General features: G+C 61.5%; 16 protein-coding genes and 1 pseudogene. 14 read left to right on the forward strand and 3 right to left on the reverse strand.

Annotated features, from left to right (window positions below):
- Window position 1: 1 nt before the first annotated feature.
- The 14 genes and pseudogenes from HGP14_RS12150 to HGP14_RS12210 all read left to right on the forward strand — a co-directional run bounded on the left by HGP14_RS12150 (window position 2) and on the right by HGP14_RS12210 (window position 12467).
- Window positions 2-1333 carry a dihydroorotase gene (locus HGP14_RS12150; RefSeq protein WP_168830079.1) on the forward strand — a complete coding sequence of 444 codons (1332 nt, stop codon included), beginning with the start codon at window positions 2-4 and terminating at the stop codon, window positions 1331-1333.
- A gap of 10 nt (window positions 1334-1343) precedes the next feature.
- On the forward strand, window positions 1344-2117 hold the full coding sequence (locus tag HGP14_RS12155; RefSeq protein ID WP_168830080.1) for an SDR family NAD(P)-dependent oxidoreductase: 774 nt from the start codon (window positions 1344-1346) through the stop codon (window positions 2115-2117).
- A gap of 48 nt (window positions 2118-2165) precedes the next feature.
- The gene (locus tag HGP14_RS12160; RefSeq protein ID WP_168830081.1) at window positions 2166-2951 is read left to right on the forward strand and encodes an SDR family oxidoreductase; all 786 of its coding nucleotides are present in this window, start codon (window positions 2166-2168) and stop codon (window positions 2949-2951) included.
- Window positions 2952-3208: 257 nt separating this feature from the next.
- Window positions 3209-3262: pseudogene (locus HGP14_RS36200) on the forward strand (hypothetical protein); the annotation flags it as partial.
- Between the two features lie 21 nt (window positions 3263-3283).
- Window positions 3284-3622, forward strand: coding sequence for a methyl-accepting chemotaxis protein (locus tag HGP14_RS12165; RefSeq protein WP_281408084.1), 339 nt, complete (start codon window positions 3284-3286; stop codon window positions 3620-3622).
- A gap of 300 nt (window positions 3623-3922) precedes the next feature.
- Window positions 3923-4594: an FCD domain-containing protein gene (locus HGP14_RS12170; protein WP_168830082.1), complete on the forward strand. Its 672-nt coding sequence runs from the start codon at window positions 3923-3925 to the stop codon at window positions 4592-4594.
- A gap of 21 nt (window positions 4595-4615) precedes the next feature.
- Window positions 4616-6061, forward strand: a complete 1446-nt coding sequence (locus tag HGP14_RS36455) for an MmgE/PrpD family protein (RefSeq protein WP_168830083.1) — start codon at window positions 4616-4618, stop codon at window positions 6059-6061.
- Window positions 6062-6115: 54 nt separating this feature from the next.
- Window positions 6116-7084 carry a tripartite tricarboxylate transporter substrate binding protein gene (locus tag HGP14_RS12180; protein WP_205927128.1) on the forward strand — a complete coding sequence of 323 codons (969 nt, stop codon included), beginning with the start codon at window positions 6116-6118 and terminating at the stop codon, window positions 7082-7084.
- 49 nt (window positions 7085-7133) lie between these two features.
- Entirely contained in the window at window positions 7134-7613 is a 480-nt protein-coding gene (locus HGP14_RS12185) for a tripartite tricarboxylate transporter TctB family protein (RefSeq protein WP_168830084.1), read from the forward strand.
- Entirely contained in the window at window positions 7613-9109 is a 1497-nt protein-coding gene (locus HGP14_RS12190; RefSeq protein WP_168830085.1) for a tripartite tricarboxylate transporter permease, read from the forward strand. Before HGP14_RS12185 ends, HGP14_RS12190 begins: the two co-directional genes overlap by 1 nt.
- Complete coding sequence (locus HGP14_RS12195; RefSeq protein ID WP_168830086.1) at window positions 9106-10476, forward strand: MmgE/PrpD family protein; 1371 nt, start codon at window positions 9106-9108, stop codon at window positions 10474-10476. Before HGP14_RS12190 ends, HGP14_RS12195 begins: the two co-directional genes overlap by 4 nt.
- Entirely contained in the window at window positions 10473-11246 is a 774-nt protein-coding gene (locus HGP14_RS12200; protein ID WP_246704430.1) for an SDR family NAD(P)-dependent oxidoreductase, read from the forward strand. The genes HGP14_RS12195 and HGP14_RS12200 overlap by 4 nt, the downstream gene beginning before the upstream one ends.
- 107 nt (window positions 11247-11353) lie before the next feature.
- Window positions 11354-11914 (forward strand): chromate transporter, encoded by a 561-nt coding sequence (locus HGP14_RS12205; RefSeq protein ID WP_281408085.1) that lies wholly within the window; start codon window positions 11354-11356, stop codon window positions 11912-11914.
- 1 nt (window position 11915) lies between these two features.
- Window positions 11916-12467 carry a chromate transporter gene (locus HGP14_RS12210; RefSeq protein WP_168830088.1) on the forward strand — a complete coding sequence of 184 codons (552 nt, stop codon included), beginning with the start codon at window positions 11916-11918 and terminating at the stop codon, window positions 12465-12467.
- On the opposite strand, the gene HGP14_RS12215 is transcribed toward HGP14_RS12210, so the two are convergent.
- The 3 genes from HGP14_RS12215 to HGP14_RS12225 are packed head-to-tail and all read right to left on the reverse strand — an operon-like array spanning window position 12464 to window position 15673.
- Complete coding sequence (locus HGP14_RS12215) at window positions 12464-13477, reverse strand: PdxA family protein (protein WP_168830089.1); 1014 nt, start codon at window positions 13475-13477, stop codon at window positions 12464-12466. The two genes, HGP14_RS12210 and HGP14_RS12215, sit on opposite strands and share 4 nt — an antisense overlap.
- Entirely contained in the window at window positions 13474-14586 is a 1113-nt protein-coding gene (locus HGP14_RS12220; RefSeq protein WP_168830090.1) for a tartrate dehydrogenase, read from the reverse strand. Before HGP14_RS12220 ends, HGP14_RS12215 begins: the two co-directional genes overlap by 4 nt.
- Before the next feature lie 10 nt (window positions 14587-14596).
- Window positions 14597-15673, reverse strand: coding sequence for a tartrate dehydrogenase (locus HGP14_RS12225; protein WP_168830091.1), 1077 nt, complete (start codon window positions 15671-15673; stop codon window positions 14597-14599).
- Window positions 15674-15853: the final 180 nt, after the last annotated feature.

Genomic DNA, 15853 nt, shown 5'->3' on the forward strand with positions numbered 1-15853 from the left:
CATGTTCGATACAGTTATTATCGGCGGCATCGTCGTAAATGCTGATGGCGAGAGAAGGGCTGATATCGGGATCAATGACGGCCGCATTGCCGCTCTCTTTACTCCGGGCGATAGCCCGATGGCGCGATCCTTCGTAGACGCAACCGGACGGCACCTGTTGCCGGGACTTGTCGACGCCCATGCGCATCTGCGGGAACCGGGTTTGACGCACAAGGAGGATTTCGAAAGCGGTACCCGTGCTGCCGCTCTTGGCGGCGTGACCACGATTCTCGATATGCCGACGGACGATCCCTGGACAGCAACGGCTGCTCAGTTATCGGAGAAGATAGCTATCGCCGAAGGCCGCCTGCATGTCGATGTCGGGTTTCAGGCCGTCATATCGAAATCTCTTGAGGGGCTGGATGAACTCCTCAAACTCGCGCCGGTGTCGCTCGAGCTGTTCACCGCCGACGTACCGGCAGAGTTCATGTTCGACAGCCTCGACGCCGTAACGCAGACATTGCGCCGTCTCGCGAGTTACAACACGACCATCGGCATCTCACCGGGTGACCAATCAATCCTGCTTGGCAGCGCGTCGCGCGATCGCGCAGGAGATATCGGCGCTTTTCTTTCGAGCCGGCCGCCTCTCGCCGAAGCCGGCGGCATTTCGCGCGCGGTGCTGGCTGCCGCCGAAACCGGCGCTCGCGTTCATGTCCGGCAAATCAATTCGCGGCTCGGGGTCGAAACGTGGCGGCGGCTGCGGGACATGGCCGATGTGACGGTCGAAACGACACCACAGAATCTGTTCTTTACAGCGGCTGACTATGCCGCGGTCGGCGCCAATCTTAAAGGCTCGCCACCGCTGCGGGACCGTGAAGACGTCCAGGCGCTGCGTGCGGCGCTGTCGGAGGGTCTTATTGATATCATGGCCACCGACCACGCGCCGCATAGTGCAAAGGAAAAGGCGGCTCATTACGCTGCGTTTGCCGATATCCCCGGCGGAATGCCAGGTCTGCAAACGCTTTTGCCGGTCATGTTCAAGCTGCTTGGCGAGCGGGTGATCAGCCCGTCCGCACTTGTGCGCATGTGTTCCTACGCTCCGGCGCGGCGCTTCGGACTGGGTTCCAAGGGCTCACTCGCCGTCGGCTGTGACGCCGATATCCTCTTCGTCGACCTCAATGGTTCGACGGTCATAAGCAATGCCGAACAAGCCTCCCGTGCCACCTACACGCCGTTCGACGACTGGCGCATCCCCGGCAAGCTGACGGATGTCTTCCTGCGCGGCGAGCGCATCGTTAGCGACGGCGTGCTCGCATTGCCTAACCGCGGCCAAGTGGTCCGCAGTGCCGATTGAAGGAAAGACAATGACCATGCTTGCTGACAAGATAGCTATCGTGACCGGCGCGAGCTCGGGTCTTGGTCGGGCGATCGCCCTGCGTTATGCGCGAGAGGGCGCAACCGTCGTCATCGCCGACGTGACGGAGACGCCGATCGAAGGGGGAGAAACGACGCTTGAGAGCATACGCGCAAGTGGCGGCGAGGGAACTTTCATCAAGGCCGACATATCGAGCTGGAGCGACGTCGACGCACTGATCTCAGAAACCGTCGCGCGGTACGGCCGGCTGGACGTGATGGTCAACAATGCCGCGATCTATACGTCGACAAATCTTATCGACACCTCGCCGCAGCAGTGGGACCGCATCATTGCCGTCAATGTCACCGGCTTTTTCTACTGCTGCAAACGCGCTGCCCAACAGTTCCTGGCGCAGGAGCCGATCGGCGAAACCCGCGGCAGGATCATCAACATTTCCTCACAGCACGGCATGGTCGCCAGTCCCGGCGACTTTCCTTACGGCGTGAGCAAGGGCGCGATTGTTCAGATGACGCGCCAGATCGCCGTCGACCATGCCGCCGATCTGATCGTCTGCAATGCGATTGCACCGGGGAAAATCGTCACCGGCAAGCCCGGTGTCGCCAACGATCCCGGTGCGCTCGATTATTCGCGCCGGCGCACGCCCTGGCCGCGGCTCGGCGAGCCGAAGGACGTGGCGGGTGCGGCCGTTTTCCTCGCCAGCGACATGGCGAGCTACATCACCGGCGTCAACCTGATGGTCGATGGCGGATGGATGGCCGGGTGACGCATCACGCCGGATACGAAGTGTACAGCAACCGAAAGGAAACAGACCATGGATCTTGGATTGAAGGGCAAGACGGCCCTCGTGCTGGGGGCCGGCGGCGGCCTTGGCGGTGCGATCGCAAAGACGCTTGCCGGGGAACAGGCGCTGGTCGCCGTTGCCGATATCAACAGGCAAGCCGCCGAAAAGACCGTTGCCGACATCGGCACGAACGGCGGGTCGGCAATGGCGCTCGAATGGGATCTGGCCAACCTTGGCGCCATCGAACCCAATCTTGCCGCCATCGAACAGCAGCTGGGTTCGGTCGACGTTCTGGTCAACATCACCGGCGGCCCGCCGCCGACGCTGGTATCCGGCCAGAGCGTCGAAAGCTGGCGTAAGTATTTCGACAGCATGGTGCTGTCGGTGATCGCGATCAGCGACGCGGTGCTGCCGAAGATGCGGGAGAAGAAGTGGGGCCGCATCATTACCTCCACCTCCTCGGGCGTGGTTGCGCCGATCCCCAACCTCGGCCTTTCGAATTCCCTGCGCATGTCGCTTCTTGGATGGTCGAAAACCCTTGCCGGTGAAGTCGGCCGGGACGGCGTGACCGTCAACATCGTCCTGCCCGGCCGGGTCGCGACCCAGCGCATCACCTTCCTCGACGAGCAGAAGGCCAAGCGCGAGGGCAAATCGGTCGAGGATGTCTCGGCGGCCAGCACCGCGTCGATCCCAGTCGGTCGCTATGGCGATCCGCAGGAATATGCCGACGTGGTCGCCTTCATGGCGAGCAGCCGCGCTTCCTATCTGACGGGCTCCGTTATCCGTGTCGACGGCGGGCTGATCGCGAGCGTCTGAGGAAACGGTCATGCTGGTCGACTGGGAAAACTTGCCCGCCGTCGCCAGCATGCGCCCCGGCTTGTCACGCTACAGTCGACGATCCGCGCTTTCGTAGTGAGCTCGAAAGCAGCTTGCAAAATGATCGATCTGCAGAAACTGGGAGTTGACGGGGAGACGATGACATTGCGCCGCGAGGAAGATGATTTCGGCTTCCGGCGAACAGGGTCCGCACAGGTGTCGAGCTCGTCGACAAGACCGGTGCCTCGCTCGACCGTATTGCCGCCGAGGTCGAGGAAATCAATCGGCATGTAGCAGCGATCGTCGAGGCGATGCGAGAGCAGTCGGTTGGCTTGAGCGAAATCAACAATGCCGTTAATTCCATCGATCAGGGAACGCAACAGAATGCGGCCATGGTGGAGCAATCGACGGCCGCAAGGCACACGCTTGCCCGGGAAGCTGCCGGCCTCAAGGCGCTTCTCGCTCGCTTTTCCATCGACCGCTCCAAGCCGCCAACCGAGGCGGCGCGCAGTGAACGCCGCCAGACCGTAGAATCCGACGTTCGTGAAATGCGCGGGAAGATCGTCTATGCCTTCGGTGGCGCCGCCGCTCCTGCCGCTACCTCGTGGGAAGAGTTTGAAACGGTCGGAAGTCTCCGAGCGCAGCAGCCTCTCCATAGGCTTGCACCTTAACTAGAGAGGATGCTCGCGCAGGATTTCTCGCGGCGCCAGAGCAATATTGCATGCGCCGGATTCCGCAATCAGTGCCAAGTCTGCGCGATGCGGCTCTCCTTTCCAAGCGGCGCAACCGAACCAGGGTTGATCATGCGATTGGTTCGACGAAACCGCTCCTTGACGGGGCTCGACATCTTGACTCAATGGATACCAAGCCGCTCGGCGACCTTGAACGTGACACCGCCCCTGCAGTCACCACACTACAATTGTTGACAATTGACATTCGGCATACTACACGGCTGTAAAGGGATGGCCAAAATGACACTGAATGCAATCGACATTCTTCGATCTAACTCTCTGCCGACGTTGCTTGAGCAGGAAATCGAGCGTGTCATTCTCGGTGGCGAATTTGCGCCTGGAGATCACGTCAACGAGAAGGAGCTGGCGTTACGCTTCGGCATCAGCCGCGGCCCGGTGCGAGAAGCGTTGCGCTCCCTGGATTCGTCCGGACTTGTTGAGCAGGTACCAAATCGCGGTTTCTTCGTTCGGCGTCTGACTGCGGCTCAGGCCCGCGATATCTATGATGTCCGTGCCGTGCTTTTCGGCCTTGCCGGAAAACTTTTGGCCGAGCGTATCACCGATGAGGGAGTGGATCAGCTCAGGGCCTTCATCGCCGAGATGGATACGGCCGTCGCCGCTAACGATTTCGAAGCATACGTCAAGATCAACTTTGTCTTTCACGAGTTCATCGTCGTCAGCGCCGGCAATCCGACGCTGGCCCAGCAATATATGACGTTGGTCAAGCAACTCCGGCTCTACCGCGCCCGCAACCTGATGCTCGGCGATTCGATGCATGCGTCGCATCAGGAGCACCACGCCATGGTCGACGCCGTCGCTGCGCGCGATCCGGCGAGGGCGTCTCTCGCCCATGCGCGACATGTCGAGGCGGCTAAAGAGCGGCTGATGTCAACGGCCCCGAATCTAAAATAGAGAACCAGGAGACCTGAACGCGTGAATACCATATCCGACATTACGGCCCAGGCCATACGTTTCATCGAGCGCACGACCTATGCTGATTTGCCGGGTGAAGCCCTCGTCATCGGCCGCCGTTGCATGGTCGATACCTTCGGGCTCTATCTCGCAGGCAGCCGCGAGCCGTCGGTGCGGATCCTTATCGAAGATGCACTTTCCCAAGGCGGGCGCGGCGACGCGCCACTGCCGGGCGCCGGTGCGACAAGGGTGCCGGCGGCGCTTGCCGGCCGCGTCTGGGGCACCGCCGGACACGCCCATGACTGGGACGATACACAAGTTTCACACGATCCGAACCATGTCTACGGGTTGCTGACGCACCCCTCCGTTCCACCGCTCACGGCAGCGTTGATGGTCGGCAGCACGCTCGGCAATGTCGATGGCCGCGACCTCATGCTCGCCTTCCAGGTGGGCTTCGAGGTCGAGTGCAAGATTTCCGAATGGATGACGCCGCGCCACTATCGCCGCGGCCACCATACAAGCGGTACCGTCGGCACGTTCGGCGCCGCCGCCGCGGCGGCCAAACTCCTACGCCTGAAAGGGGACAAGCTCGCTCACGCGCTCGGATTGGCAGCGAGCTTTGCTGCAGGCATCCGCGTCAATTTCGGCACGATGACGAAGCCGCTGCATGTCGGCCGTGCCTGCGAAAACGGTATCACCGCCGCGTTGCTGGCCTCGCGCGGTTTCGAGGCCGATCCGGCAGCGCTTGATGGAACCTGGGGTTTCTTTTCCGTAATGGGCGAGGGTTTCGATGCCGAAAAGGCAAAGGCAGGCTTCGGTGCGCCGCTGACGATTGTCACTCCGGGTGTCAGCGTCAAGCCTTATCCCTCCGGCATTCTTACACATCAGTCGATGGATGCCATGCTGAAGCTGGTTCTCGATCACGATCTGAAGGCCGAAGAGGTCGACCGTATCCGTTTCTTTGCCGGCAAGAATATCATCGAGCCGATCCGCTATCCGATTGCTCGCAACCATCTGCAGGCGAAATTCTCGATGCCGGCCTTGCTCGCCATGATCGTGCTGTGCCGCCGCGCCAGTCATCACGAATTCGAGGACGCATTTGTTTCCGGAGAGGCGATGCAGGATCTGCAGGCGCGCACAGACGTCATCAACGATCTCGAGATCGATGCTCTCGGCTACGACAAGATCCGCTCGCGCATCGAGGTGCTCACCAAGGATGGGCGGACGCTTGTGCAATGGGCGGACGAGCGTTACCGCGGCGGGCCTTCCAATCCGGTCAGCGATGCCGAACTCGATGGCAAGTTCCGCATGTGCGCCGAAGGCGTCATCAATACCGGCGCCCAGGACGAGTTGCTGGCGCTGATGCGCGGCATCGATGCCGGTGCCGATATCGGTCGTCTCATATCACTGATCAGCGGTGACGATGCGACAAGCCATGTCGTGAGGAGTTCACCGCGGAATAACTAAGACTAGAGGGAGCGCCGTTACGGGAGAAACGGCATTTAAAAGGGGAGAGAGGACATGAAATTTATGAAATTGCTCGGAAAAGCGGCATTTGGAATGGCCGCGATGGGCCTTCTGTGCGGCACCTCGGCTCAGGCGGACCCGCTGCCTTATCCGGCCAAGGTTGTGACCTTGGTCACGCATTCGAGCCCGGGCGGCGGCAGCGACGTTTTCCTACGCGAGATGACGAAATACCTCGGCAAATACATCGACGCCACCTTCGTCGTCGAAAATATCCAGGGCGGTAGCGGCGCCAAGGCGATGGCCCGTGTGGCCTCGGCCGACGCCGACGGCAGCGTCTTCTACGCGACGACGCCGACCTACATCTACACCTCGCTGATGAGCAAGCCGCAGAGCACCTACAAGGACATGCAGCCGCTGGTAAACATCTTCCTCGACAGCGAGGTGATCTATACGCGGACAGACGGTCCCTACAAGACCCTGCAGGATGTCATTGATCATGCCAAGAAGGAACGTGGCCGCTGGGGCGCCGCCAATCCGGCTTCGCTGGAACGTCAGGCTGCAGAGCAGCTGAAGCGTGCGGCTGGCGTGACGCCAGCCATCGTCACCCATGAGGGCGGCGGCGACATGATGTTGAATGTGCTCAACGGCACGCTTGATATCGGCATCGGCGAAATTCAAGAGGTCCGCTCGCAGCTCGATGCCGGTAAGATCACCCTGCTTGCCACGTTCAATCCGGAGCGTATTGCGGCAAAGCCGGATGTCCCCACGGTCAAGGAACTGGGCTTCGACGTCACGCTCGTGAAGTTCCGCGGCCTTGCCGGCCCGAAAGGCATTCCTGACGCAACGGCAGCGATCTGGGATGAGGCTGTGAAAAATCTCCTCGCCGATCCCGACTATCAGAAGGCCTATACAGCCGAAGTGCTGGTGCCGCAGCTGATCGGGCACAAGGAATATTCCGGTTTCGTCGACAATTTTGCCACCACGACAGAAGAGTTCCTGAAGTCGACGGGCGCCATCAAGTAACAGGCATGGGCCGGCTCGCCGGCCCAATTTTTTACCTGAGGGCTATCTCATGAACAAAGATCTTATCAGCGGCGTAGTGTTGCTTGCGATCGCCGGCACTTACTACACATGGTCAACGCAGATCGCCGACAGCACTTTGTCAGATGAGGTGGGTGCCGGCGGTCTGCCGCAGGTCCTATCCGTCATCCTCGCGATTCTGGCCGTCATCCTCATCGCCCGGGCGCTGCTGGTTGCCCGGTTGCGGACAGCCGCGGCGGCGGGCTCCGACGACGAGGACGACAACGCCCGTCTGCCGCGCGCCATCGGCTTCCTGCTGTTTGGGGCGGCCTATATCTTCCTGCTGCCCTTCGTTGGTTACATCATCGCCACGGCGCTGATGATCGGGGCCGTCGCTCTCTACGAAGGTGCGCCTCGAACCTGGGTGGTCGTCGCAGCGGCGATCGGCGGCGGCGTCTTCTATTGGGCGGTATTCGTCAAATTGCTCGGGGTCCACCAGCCGATGGGCTTGATTTTTCAAGGATTGTTCTGATGACCACACTCTGGGACATCATCCACCTTTTGACGGAAACGCCGCTCGTTTTTGTCGCCATCGCCGGCCTCACCTGGGGTATTCTTGGCGGCGCACTGCCGGGTATCTCGGCCTCCATCACCATGGCGCTCGTACTGCCATTCACCTATACGATGGACCCGGCCCAGGCGATTGCGCTGTTGGCCTGCGTCTACATCGGCGCCGAATATGGCGGCTCGATCCCGGCGATCCTGATCAGGACGCCCGGCACCAATTCTTCCGCCGCAACCGTCATCGACGGCTACGAGATGAACCGCCAAGGCCGCGCAGGCGAGGCCCTTGGCATCTCTCTGATGTCCGGCGTCGTCGGCAGCCTGTTTGGGCTCGCCATGCTCATCTTGCTAACCGAGCCGCTATCCTGGCTGGCGCTCGCCTTCACGCCGGCGTCCTACTTCGGTCTCGGCATCCTCGGCCTCAGCGTCATCGCCTCCATGAGCGGCGGATCGCTCATCAAGGGACTTTCGGCCGCCACCGTCGGTCTGATGATTTCGACCGTCGGAACGGACCCTATCTCCGGCGTCACGCGCTTTACCTTCGATATTCCTGACTTGCTCGGCGGTATCGAACCGGTCCTCGTCATGGTTGGTCTCTTTGCACTCACCGAACTGATGAGCCAATCGGGCTCGATTGCCGGGACGAAGCTGAATGCCAGCATCAAGATCAAGCTGCCGAGCCTTTCGGTGATGAACCAGCTCAAGCGTTCGCAATTCATCGGCTGCGTGCTCGGACTGTTCGAAGGTCTGACGCCGGGCGGCGGGGGCTCCATCGCCGCCTTCATGTCGTATAACGAGGCGAGGCGCTGGTCGAAAACGCCGCAGTTGTTCGGCAAGGGATCGGAAGAGGGCGTCGCTGCCCCGGAAGCGGCCAACAATACCGTCGCAAGCACCGCGCTCATTCCGCTCTTGAGCTTCGGCATTCCGAGCTCCAATTCCACTGCCGTTCTGCTGGGCGGGTTGCTGATGCACGGCCTCATTCCCGGCCCGCGCCTTTTCGAACAGAGCGCTCAGGTGATCGATAGCATCTATGTCGGCTCGTTCATCGCCATCATCGCCCAGATCGGCATCGGTATCCTCATCCTGCCGGCCTGCATCTGGCTGGTGAACCGACCCAGGCACTATCGCTCGGGCTTCATCTTCGCGCTGATCCTGTCGGGCATTTTCACGCTCAACAACAGCCTGTTCGACCTTGGGATTGCGCTGGTGCTCGGGCTGGTTGGCTACCTGATGCGGCTCACGCGCTTCCCGGTCCTGCCGATGATCCTCGGCGTCGTCCTCGGCCACATGGTCGAGTCCAGCTACCGGCGCTCGCTGGTGCTGTCTGGCGGCGACCTGATGATCTTCCTGCAGGACCCGATCGCCGTCTGCCTGTTGTCCCTCGCCCTTATCTTCGTCATCTTCTCGCTCGGCCGCGAACTTCGTGATGTCCGCAAGAGCAAACTAGAGGAAGCCCATTCATGAATGTAGCCGCTCCGACATCGACGCCTGTGGCAAGCAGGCTCGCGGCCTTTGCAGCCACGTCATCCCCTTCGGCTGCGGCAGCTGCCGTCTGCAGTCGCCTCGTCTTCGATGTCATCGCACTTGCGATCGCTGCGCGCGATACGGACTATGTCCGGGCGGCTCTTTGCAGTGCCGTCGACGAGGGCTCCTGCACGGCCTTCGGTCATAGCAAGGGACTTGGTTTATATGACGCCGCTCTCGTCAACGGGACTGCCGCGCATGGCGAGGACTACGACGACACCTTCGAAGGGGGGCCGATTCATGCGGGCGCAGTCATCGTCTCGGCGGTCCTGGCGATCGCCGAAAAACGCGGCCTCGATGGCCGCGCCGTCATGCGCGGCATTGCTGTCGGCACCGAACTCATGTGCCGCATGAGCCTGGTCGCGCCGCAGGCGACACACAAGGCAAGCTTTCACCCGACCGCCATTTTCGGTGCACCGGCCGCCGCCGCCGCCGTCGGCGCGGCACTCGGCCTCGACGCGACGACGATCGCACGGGCGCTCGGCATCTCCGGAAGCCTTGCCTCCGGCATCATCGAATATCTGGCTGACGGTAGTTCGACAAAGCGTCTGCACGCCGGCGCCGCGGCACAGGCAGGCCTCCGGGCCGCGTTGATGGCCGAAGGCGGCTTCATTGGTCCACTGACGGTATTTGAAGGCGTCAATGGCATATATAAAGCCTTTGCGCCTTCGAAGGTCCCGGATTTCAGCCGGTTGCTGGATGGTCTTGGGGAGGACTGGATTCTCGAAACCCTCGCCTTCAAACCCTATGCCTGCGGGACGATGACGCAGCCGTTCATCGATTGTGCCAAGAAGCTGGCGGCCTCGGGTGTAAAGGCCGAGGACATCGTATCCATAACCTGCAATGTGGGGGAGGGCACCGTTCACCGCCTCTGGGAGCCGCTTGCTGAAAAACATCGGCCGCCGAACGGTTACGCCGGCAAATTCTCGACGCCTTTTTGCCTGGCCGTCGGCTTCATCGACGGAGAAGCAGGCCTTGGCCAATTCACCGACGAGCGGGTGAGAGACCCTGCGGTCAGGGCTCTGGCGGCAAAGGTCTCCTATGAGATCGATCCGAACGATCCTTATCCGCGCAATTTTACCGGACATCTCAAGGCAGTTTTGAAAGACGGGACCGTGCGCGAATTCCACCAGCCTCATATGCGTGGCGGCGCCCAAGAGCCTCTGCCCGACAGCGAACTGCTGTCGAAATTCGAGGCCAATCTCCGCTTCGGCGGCTTTTCAGGTGGTGCGATCGAGGCTCTGCGCAAGGGGCTCGACCGGCTCGCGGACGGCGGTCGTGTCGATCTTTCGGCGGCAAGAGCATGAGCGGCGCGATGCGGGAAAATCGTGAACTGAAAGGCCGCGTGGCCCTCATCACCGGCGCCTCGCGCAATATAGGCAGGGCGATTGCCCTGTCGCTCGCGGAAGCAGGATCCGCAATTGCGATTGTTGCCCGGTCGGATCGGGCGGCCGCGGAAGCGGTGGCGCGCGAAATAGAGGCGGCGGGCAGCCCGGCGACGGTATTGCTAGGCGACGTGTCGCAGGAGGAGGATGCCGCGCGGCTGGTCAGCCAGACGGTCGAGACTTTGGGTGGCCTCGATATTCTGGTCAACAATGCTGCCATCCGCCGCGAGGCACCGGTCGAGGCGCTTTCCTTTGCCGACTGGCGCGAAGTGATGGGCGTCACCCTTGACGGCGCCTTCCTCATGAGCCGTGCGGCTATCCCGCATCTGCTGACAAGCAAGCAGGGGACGATCGTCAATATCGGCGGCCTCACCGCATACATGGGCGCACTGCATCGTGCCCATGTCATCTCGGCAAAAGCGGGGCTCGACGGACTGACGAAGGCGCTCGCCCACGAGCTCGGTCCGCGTGGCGTGACCGTCAACCTCGTCTCCCCCGGGATGATCGACACCAACCGCCAGCATACGTCGACAGGCGCCGAGCCGACGCACCACCAGACGACGCGCACGCTGGTCGGGCGTCGCGGCACGCCGGAGGAGGTCGCCGCGGCGGTCCGCTATCTCGCCCGCGCCAATGCTCGCTTCACGACCGGACAGACCCTGCATGTGAATGGGGGGGCGTTCCTGCCCTGAAGACCGAAGCGAGACTCGGTCGGAAGACGGACCATGGCGGCCGCCGGCCGTTCTCCGAACGATGACCGCGTCCTGCGTCCCAACCTATTAGTGACGGACATTGCCCGATGTCTTTATCCGAGCCAACCTTCTCCTCTCCGCGGCCAAGCCTTGCTGCTCTGTTTTTCCTTTGCTTCAGGATTGGCGTTTTGAGTTTCGGCGGCGGCCTTTCGGGATGGATCTATCAGGCATTCGTGCTCCGCAAACGATGGATTGACCAAGAGGATTTTTCGAGCAGTCTGGCGATTTCGCAGATGCTGCCCGGAGCCAATGTCGTCAACCTGGTGATTTGCATCGGCGAGCAATTGCGCGGACCGTTGGGCGCCGCCGTATGCGTCGTTGGTTTCCTCGTCGGTCCGTTTTTCGCGGTCGTTGCGCTTTATAGACTGTTCGATCTGTTTGCCGGCTATGCACTGCTGCCAGTCATTTCCGATGGTGTCGCCTTTGCAGCAATCGGTCTGCTGCTGATGATGTGCGTTCACGGTGTTCGCCGCGCCATGCGGTTTCCGCCGTCGGTGGCCATCATTGGTGTGACCGCCCTTTTGGTCGGCGTGCTTCAGTGGCCGCTGCTACCGGTGGCGCTTGCCATCGCGCCGATCAGCGTCGCCATGGCCTGGCGGAGGAGCTGACATGCGTGACGATCTGCTCATCGGCCTGGCCCTGGTTTTCATCCCGTTTTCATTGACCTCGATTGGCGGCGGCGGTGCCATCATCGCCGGCGTCCAGAACGAGACGGTCAATGTGCACGGCTGGATTAGCGCATCCGATTTCATCCATTTCTTCGCGGTCTCAAGGGCGGCGCCCGGGCCGGGGATGATGTTGGCAACAGTCATCGGATGGAAGGTTGCGGGCTGGCTCGGAGCGCTGGTGGCATCGTTGGCGCTTTTCGTGCCGTCGTCGCTGCTTTGCTACACCGTGTTTCGTTTGACGAATACACATCGTCAGAAAAAATGGCATCGCGCCATGCGCGAGGGTTTGGCGCCTGTCGGCGTCGGCCTGATCATCGCCGGCGTGATCTCGCTGTTCCGCGTGGCCGATGGCGGCATGCCCGCGGTGGTGATCGCCAGCCTCGCCGGCGCGATCCTCTATTGGATCCCGAAATTCCCGGTCTTGATCTTGCTGATCCTCGGCGGCTTGGGTGCAGCCGCAGCATCGGCCGCGCCCAATCTCCTGGGCTTCTAGGCGGCGAGCCGCTTGAATTGGACGAGCCTGCTTGCCAGCCTGATGGCGTTCTCGAATGCACCCGTATCGGCAATGCCCTTGCCGACGATGTCGAAGGCCGTGCCGTGCGCCGGCGTGGTGAAGATGGTGTCGAGCCCGGCGGTCACCGTGACGCCGCGGTTGAAGCCACGCATCTTCGTGGCGATCTGGCCCTGGTCGTGGTACATGGCAAGCACGCCATCATAATCGCCGGCGAATGCTTTCAGGTAGACGGTGTCTGATGGGAACGGCCCTTCGCAATTGAACCCCTTGGCAGCCATGGCCTTGACCGCCGGGCGGATGATCTCGATCTCCTCCATTCCGAACAGTCCGTTTTCTCCGGCATGCGGGTTGAGGGCAGCGACGGCGAGGCGAGGCGAAACGATGCCGGCCTTGCGCATCATCGACACCGACAATTGGATGGCATTCTCGATCGCCGCACGGTCGATCTGATCCACAGCCTGTCGTAGCGGCACATGCGACGTGACACGCGACATCCATTGATTGTCGAGCACGTTCATCTCGCTGAAATAGCCGCGATGGCCAAGCAGGTGGGCGAACATCTTGTGCTCATCCGGAAAACGCCATCCGCCGTCGTACATCGCACGCTTGTTCAGCGGTGCGAAGGAAATTGCGTCGACCTCTCCGGCCTTTGCAAAATCAATCGCCCGCGCCAGGGTTTCGCCGGTAACGCGGCCCGACTCGGCGCTGCCGACACCCGGCGGATAGAGAGAGGGATCGGTATTGTTCAGGTCGATGATCGGTATGGTCTTGTCCGACCAGTCGATGGCCGCGGGGCTGTCATAGCGCCGGTATTCAAGGCGCACACCGGCCTGCCGCATGCCGAGGTCGAGCACCCTGATATCGCCGACCACGACGATACGGGCAGTCTCCAGCATCCGGCCGTCGTGAAGAATACGGGCTGTCTGCTCCGGCCCGATGCCGGTGCAATCGCCTGGGGTGAGGGCGATGACGGGAAGCTCTGCGCTCATGATTGCCTCGACGTTTGAGGAGCGGGAAGGGATGTCGCCAGGAGCGCTTCGGCAATGGCTTTGCCGCAGGTCACCGTGTCGGCGCTGCCGCCAAGATCTCTGGTCCTCGAAGCGGGATTGGTGAGCACGGTCTCGATCGAAGAGACGATGGCTGCCGCTGCCTCGGGATGGCCGAGGTGGTCGAGCATCATCGCTCCGGCCCAGACCTGCCCGATGGGATTTGCAATTCCTTTGCCGGCAATGTCGGGCGCGGAGCCGTGGACCGGCTCGAACAGCGACGGAAAATTGCGCTCCGGATTGATGTTGCCTGAGGGCGCTATGCCGATCGTGCCGGTGCAGGCGGGACCGAGATCGGAGAGGATGTCGCCGAAAAGATTGGAGGCGACGACGACGTCGAAGCGATCCGGATTGAGCACGAAATGCGCGCACAGAATGTCGATGTGATATTTGTCTGAGCGAACATCCGGATAGGCCTTCGCCATCTCCTCGACGCGCTCATCCCAATAAGGCATGGTAATCGAAATGCCATTCGACTTCGTGGCAGAGGTGAGATGTTTCTTGCCCCGGCTCCGGGCAAGCTCGAAGGCGTAACGCAGGATCCGGTCGACGCCGACGCGGCTCATCACGGTTTCCTGCACGACGATTTCGCGCTCGGTGCCGGGATACATCTTGCCGCCGATCGAGGAATACTCGCCTTCGGTGTTTTCGCGCACGACGAAGAAGTCGATATCGCCCGGTTTGCGGCCGGCGAGCGGCGATGGAACCCCGGGCATCAGGCGCACGGGGCGTAGGTTCACATACTGGTCGAACTCGCGGCGGAACTGCAGAAGCGAGCCCCAGAGCGAGATATGGTCCGGCACGGTTTCCGGCCACCCGACGGCTCCGAAGAAGATCGCGTCGTGCCCGCCGATCTGCGCCTTCCAATCCTCCGGCATCATCCGCCCATGCGCGGCGTAATAATCACAGGAGGCGAAGTCGAAGTGGTCAAACGCGAGATCGATCCCGCATTTGTCAGCGGCCGCTTCGAGGACGCGCAAACCCTCGGGCATTACTTCCTTGCCGATGCCGTCGCCGGCAATGACGGCGATCTTCAGACGATTGGACGGCATGTCGGTCTCCTCATTCATTGTCGCCGAGGATGGTGGCGCACACGGCGTCCGTCACCATCTCGGTCGTGGCGGTGCCCTTGAGGTCCGGCGTGTGCAGCGACGGATCGGCGGTGACGCGTTCGATGGCGCGCATCACCCGCGCCGCCGCCGCCGGTTCGCCGAGATGCTCCAGCATCATCACCGCCGACCAGAAGGTGCCGACGGGATTGGCAATACCCTTGCCGGTGATGTCAAAGGCGGAACCGTGAATGGGTTCGAACATCGAGGGAAACTTTCGTTCCGGATTAAGGTTCGCCGTCGGCGCGATGCCGATCGAGCCAGCGAGCGCAGCCGCCAGGTCGGAGAGAATGTCGGCATGAAGGTTTGTCGCAACGATCGTATCGATCGATTGCGGCTGCAGCGTCATGCGGACCGTCATGGCGTCGACGAGCATCTTGTCCCAGGTGACATCGGGATAATCGGCGGCGACCTCACGGGCGATCTCGTCCCAGAGCACCATGCCGTGGCGCTGGGCATTCGACTTGGTGACGACGGTCAGAAGCTTGCGCGGACGCGATTGCGCCAGTTCGAAGGCAAAACGCATGATGCGGCGGACGCCGGCGCGGGTGAAGATCGAGACTTCGGTTGCCACTTCCTCCGGCAGGCCACGATGCGACCGGCCGCCCTGGCCGGCATATTCACCTTCCGAATTTTCGCGGACGATGACCCAGTCGAGATCGTCGGCCGTAACGTCCCGGAGGGGGCTTTGGATGCCGGGCAGGATACGGGTTGGACGGACATTGGCATATTGATCGAATGGCTGGCAGATGGCGAGGCGCAATCCCCAGAGCGTCAGATGATCGGGCACATCGGGGGCGCCGACCGCACCGAAATAGATCGCGTCGAAGGCTTTCAGGCGCTCGATGCCGCCCTCGGGCATCAGGACGCCATTGGCTTTGTAGTAATCGGAGCCCCAAGGGAAATTCTCGACCCTCAGTTCGAAGTGAGCGTCGCGGGCAGCGCACGCCTCAAGGACGCGAAGTCCCGCAGCGACCACTTCCTTTCCGATTCCGTCGCCGGGAATGGCTGCGATGTCATACGTCTTCATTGACCAACTCCTTGCACTGATGGTGCATTTGTTATTCGCATGCCGGGATTTCCCAAGATTGTCAATTATAAATTGTTGACAGTTTACCAAAATGAGCGTGACATGATCTTATGATTTCCGGTTTCGTCGACGTTAGACAAGAGGAGAATATGATGCGGTTGCCCCCGAATAGGCCGATAT

This window comes from Rhizobium sp. P32RR-XVIII (assembly GCF_012641395.1).
Classification (GTDB): domain Bacteria; phylum Pseudomonadota; class Alphaproteobacteria; order Rhizobiales; family Rhizobiaceae; genus Rhizobium.

Bases quoted from the DNA above. Each gene is read 5' to 3' on its own strand.
- HGP14_RS12195 (WP_168830086.1), top strand. From the start codon at position 9,106: ATGAATGTAGCCGCTCCGACATCGACGCCTGTGGCAAGCAGGCTCGCG.
- HGP14_RS12170 (WP_168830082.1), top strand. From the start codon at position 3,923: ATGACACTGAATGCAATCGACATTCTTCGATCTAACTCTCTGCCGACG.
- HGP14_RS12220 (WP_168830090.1), bottom strand. From the start codon at position 14,586: ATGCCGTCCAATCGTCTGAAGATCGCCGTCATTGCCGGCGACGGCATC.
- HGP14_RS12150 (WP_168830079.1), top strand. From the start codon at position 2: ATGTTCGATACAGTTATTATCGGCGGCATCGTCGTAAATGCTGATGGC.
- HGP14_RS12155 (WP_168830080.1), top strand. From the start codon at position 1,344: ATGACCATGCTTGCTGACAAGATAGCTATCGTGACCGGCGCGAGCTCG.
- HGP14_RS12200 (WP_246704430.1), top strand. From the start codon at position 10,473: ATGAGCGGCGCGATGCGGGAAAATCGTGAACTGAAAGGCCGCGTGGCC.
- HGP14_RS12225 (WP_168830091.1), bottom strand. From the start codon at position 15,673: ATGAAGACGTATGACATCGCAGCCATTCCCGGCGACGGAATCGGAAAG.
- HGP14_RS12190 (WP_168830085.1), top strand. From the start codon at position 7,613: ATGACCACACTCTGGGACATCATCCACCTTTTGACGGAAACGCCGCTC.
- HGP14_RS12215 (WP_168830089.1), bottom strand. From the start codon at position 13,477: ATGAGCGCAGAGCTTCCCGTCATCGCCCTCACCCCAGGCGATTGCACC.
- HGP14_RS12160 (WP_168830081.1), top strand. From the start codon at position 2,166: ATGGATCTTGGATTGAAGGGCAAGACGGCCCTCGTGCTGGGGGCCGGC.
- HGP14_RS12180 (WP_205927128.1), top strand. From the start codon at position 6,116: ATGAAATTTATGAAATTGCTCGGAAAAGCGGCATTTGGAATGGCCGCG.
- HGP14_RS12185 (WP_168830084.1), top strand. From the start codon at position 7,134: ATGAACAAAGATCTTATCAGCGGCGTAGTGTTGCTTGCGATCGCCGGC.
- HGP14_RS12205 (WP_281408085.1), top strand. From the start codon at position 11,354: ATGTCTTTATCCGAGCCAACCTTCTCCTCTCCGCGGCCAAGCCTTGCT.
- HGP14_RS12210 (WP_168830088.1), top strand. From the start codon at position 11,916: ATGCGTGACGATCTGCTCATCGGCCTGGCCCTGGTTTTCATCCCGTTT.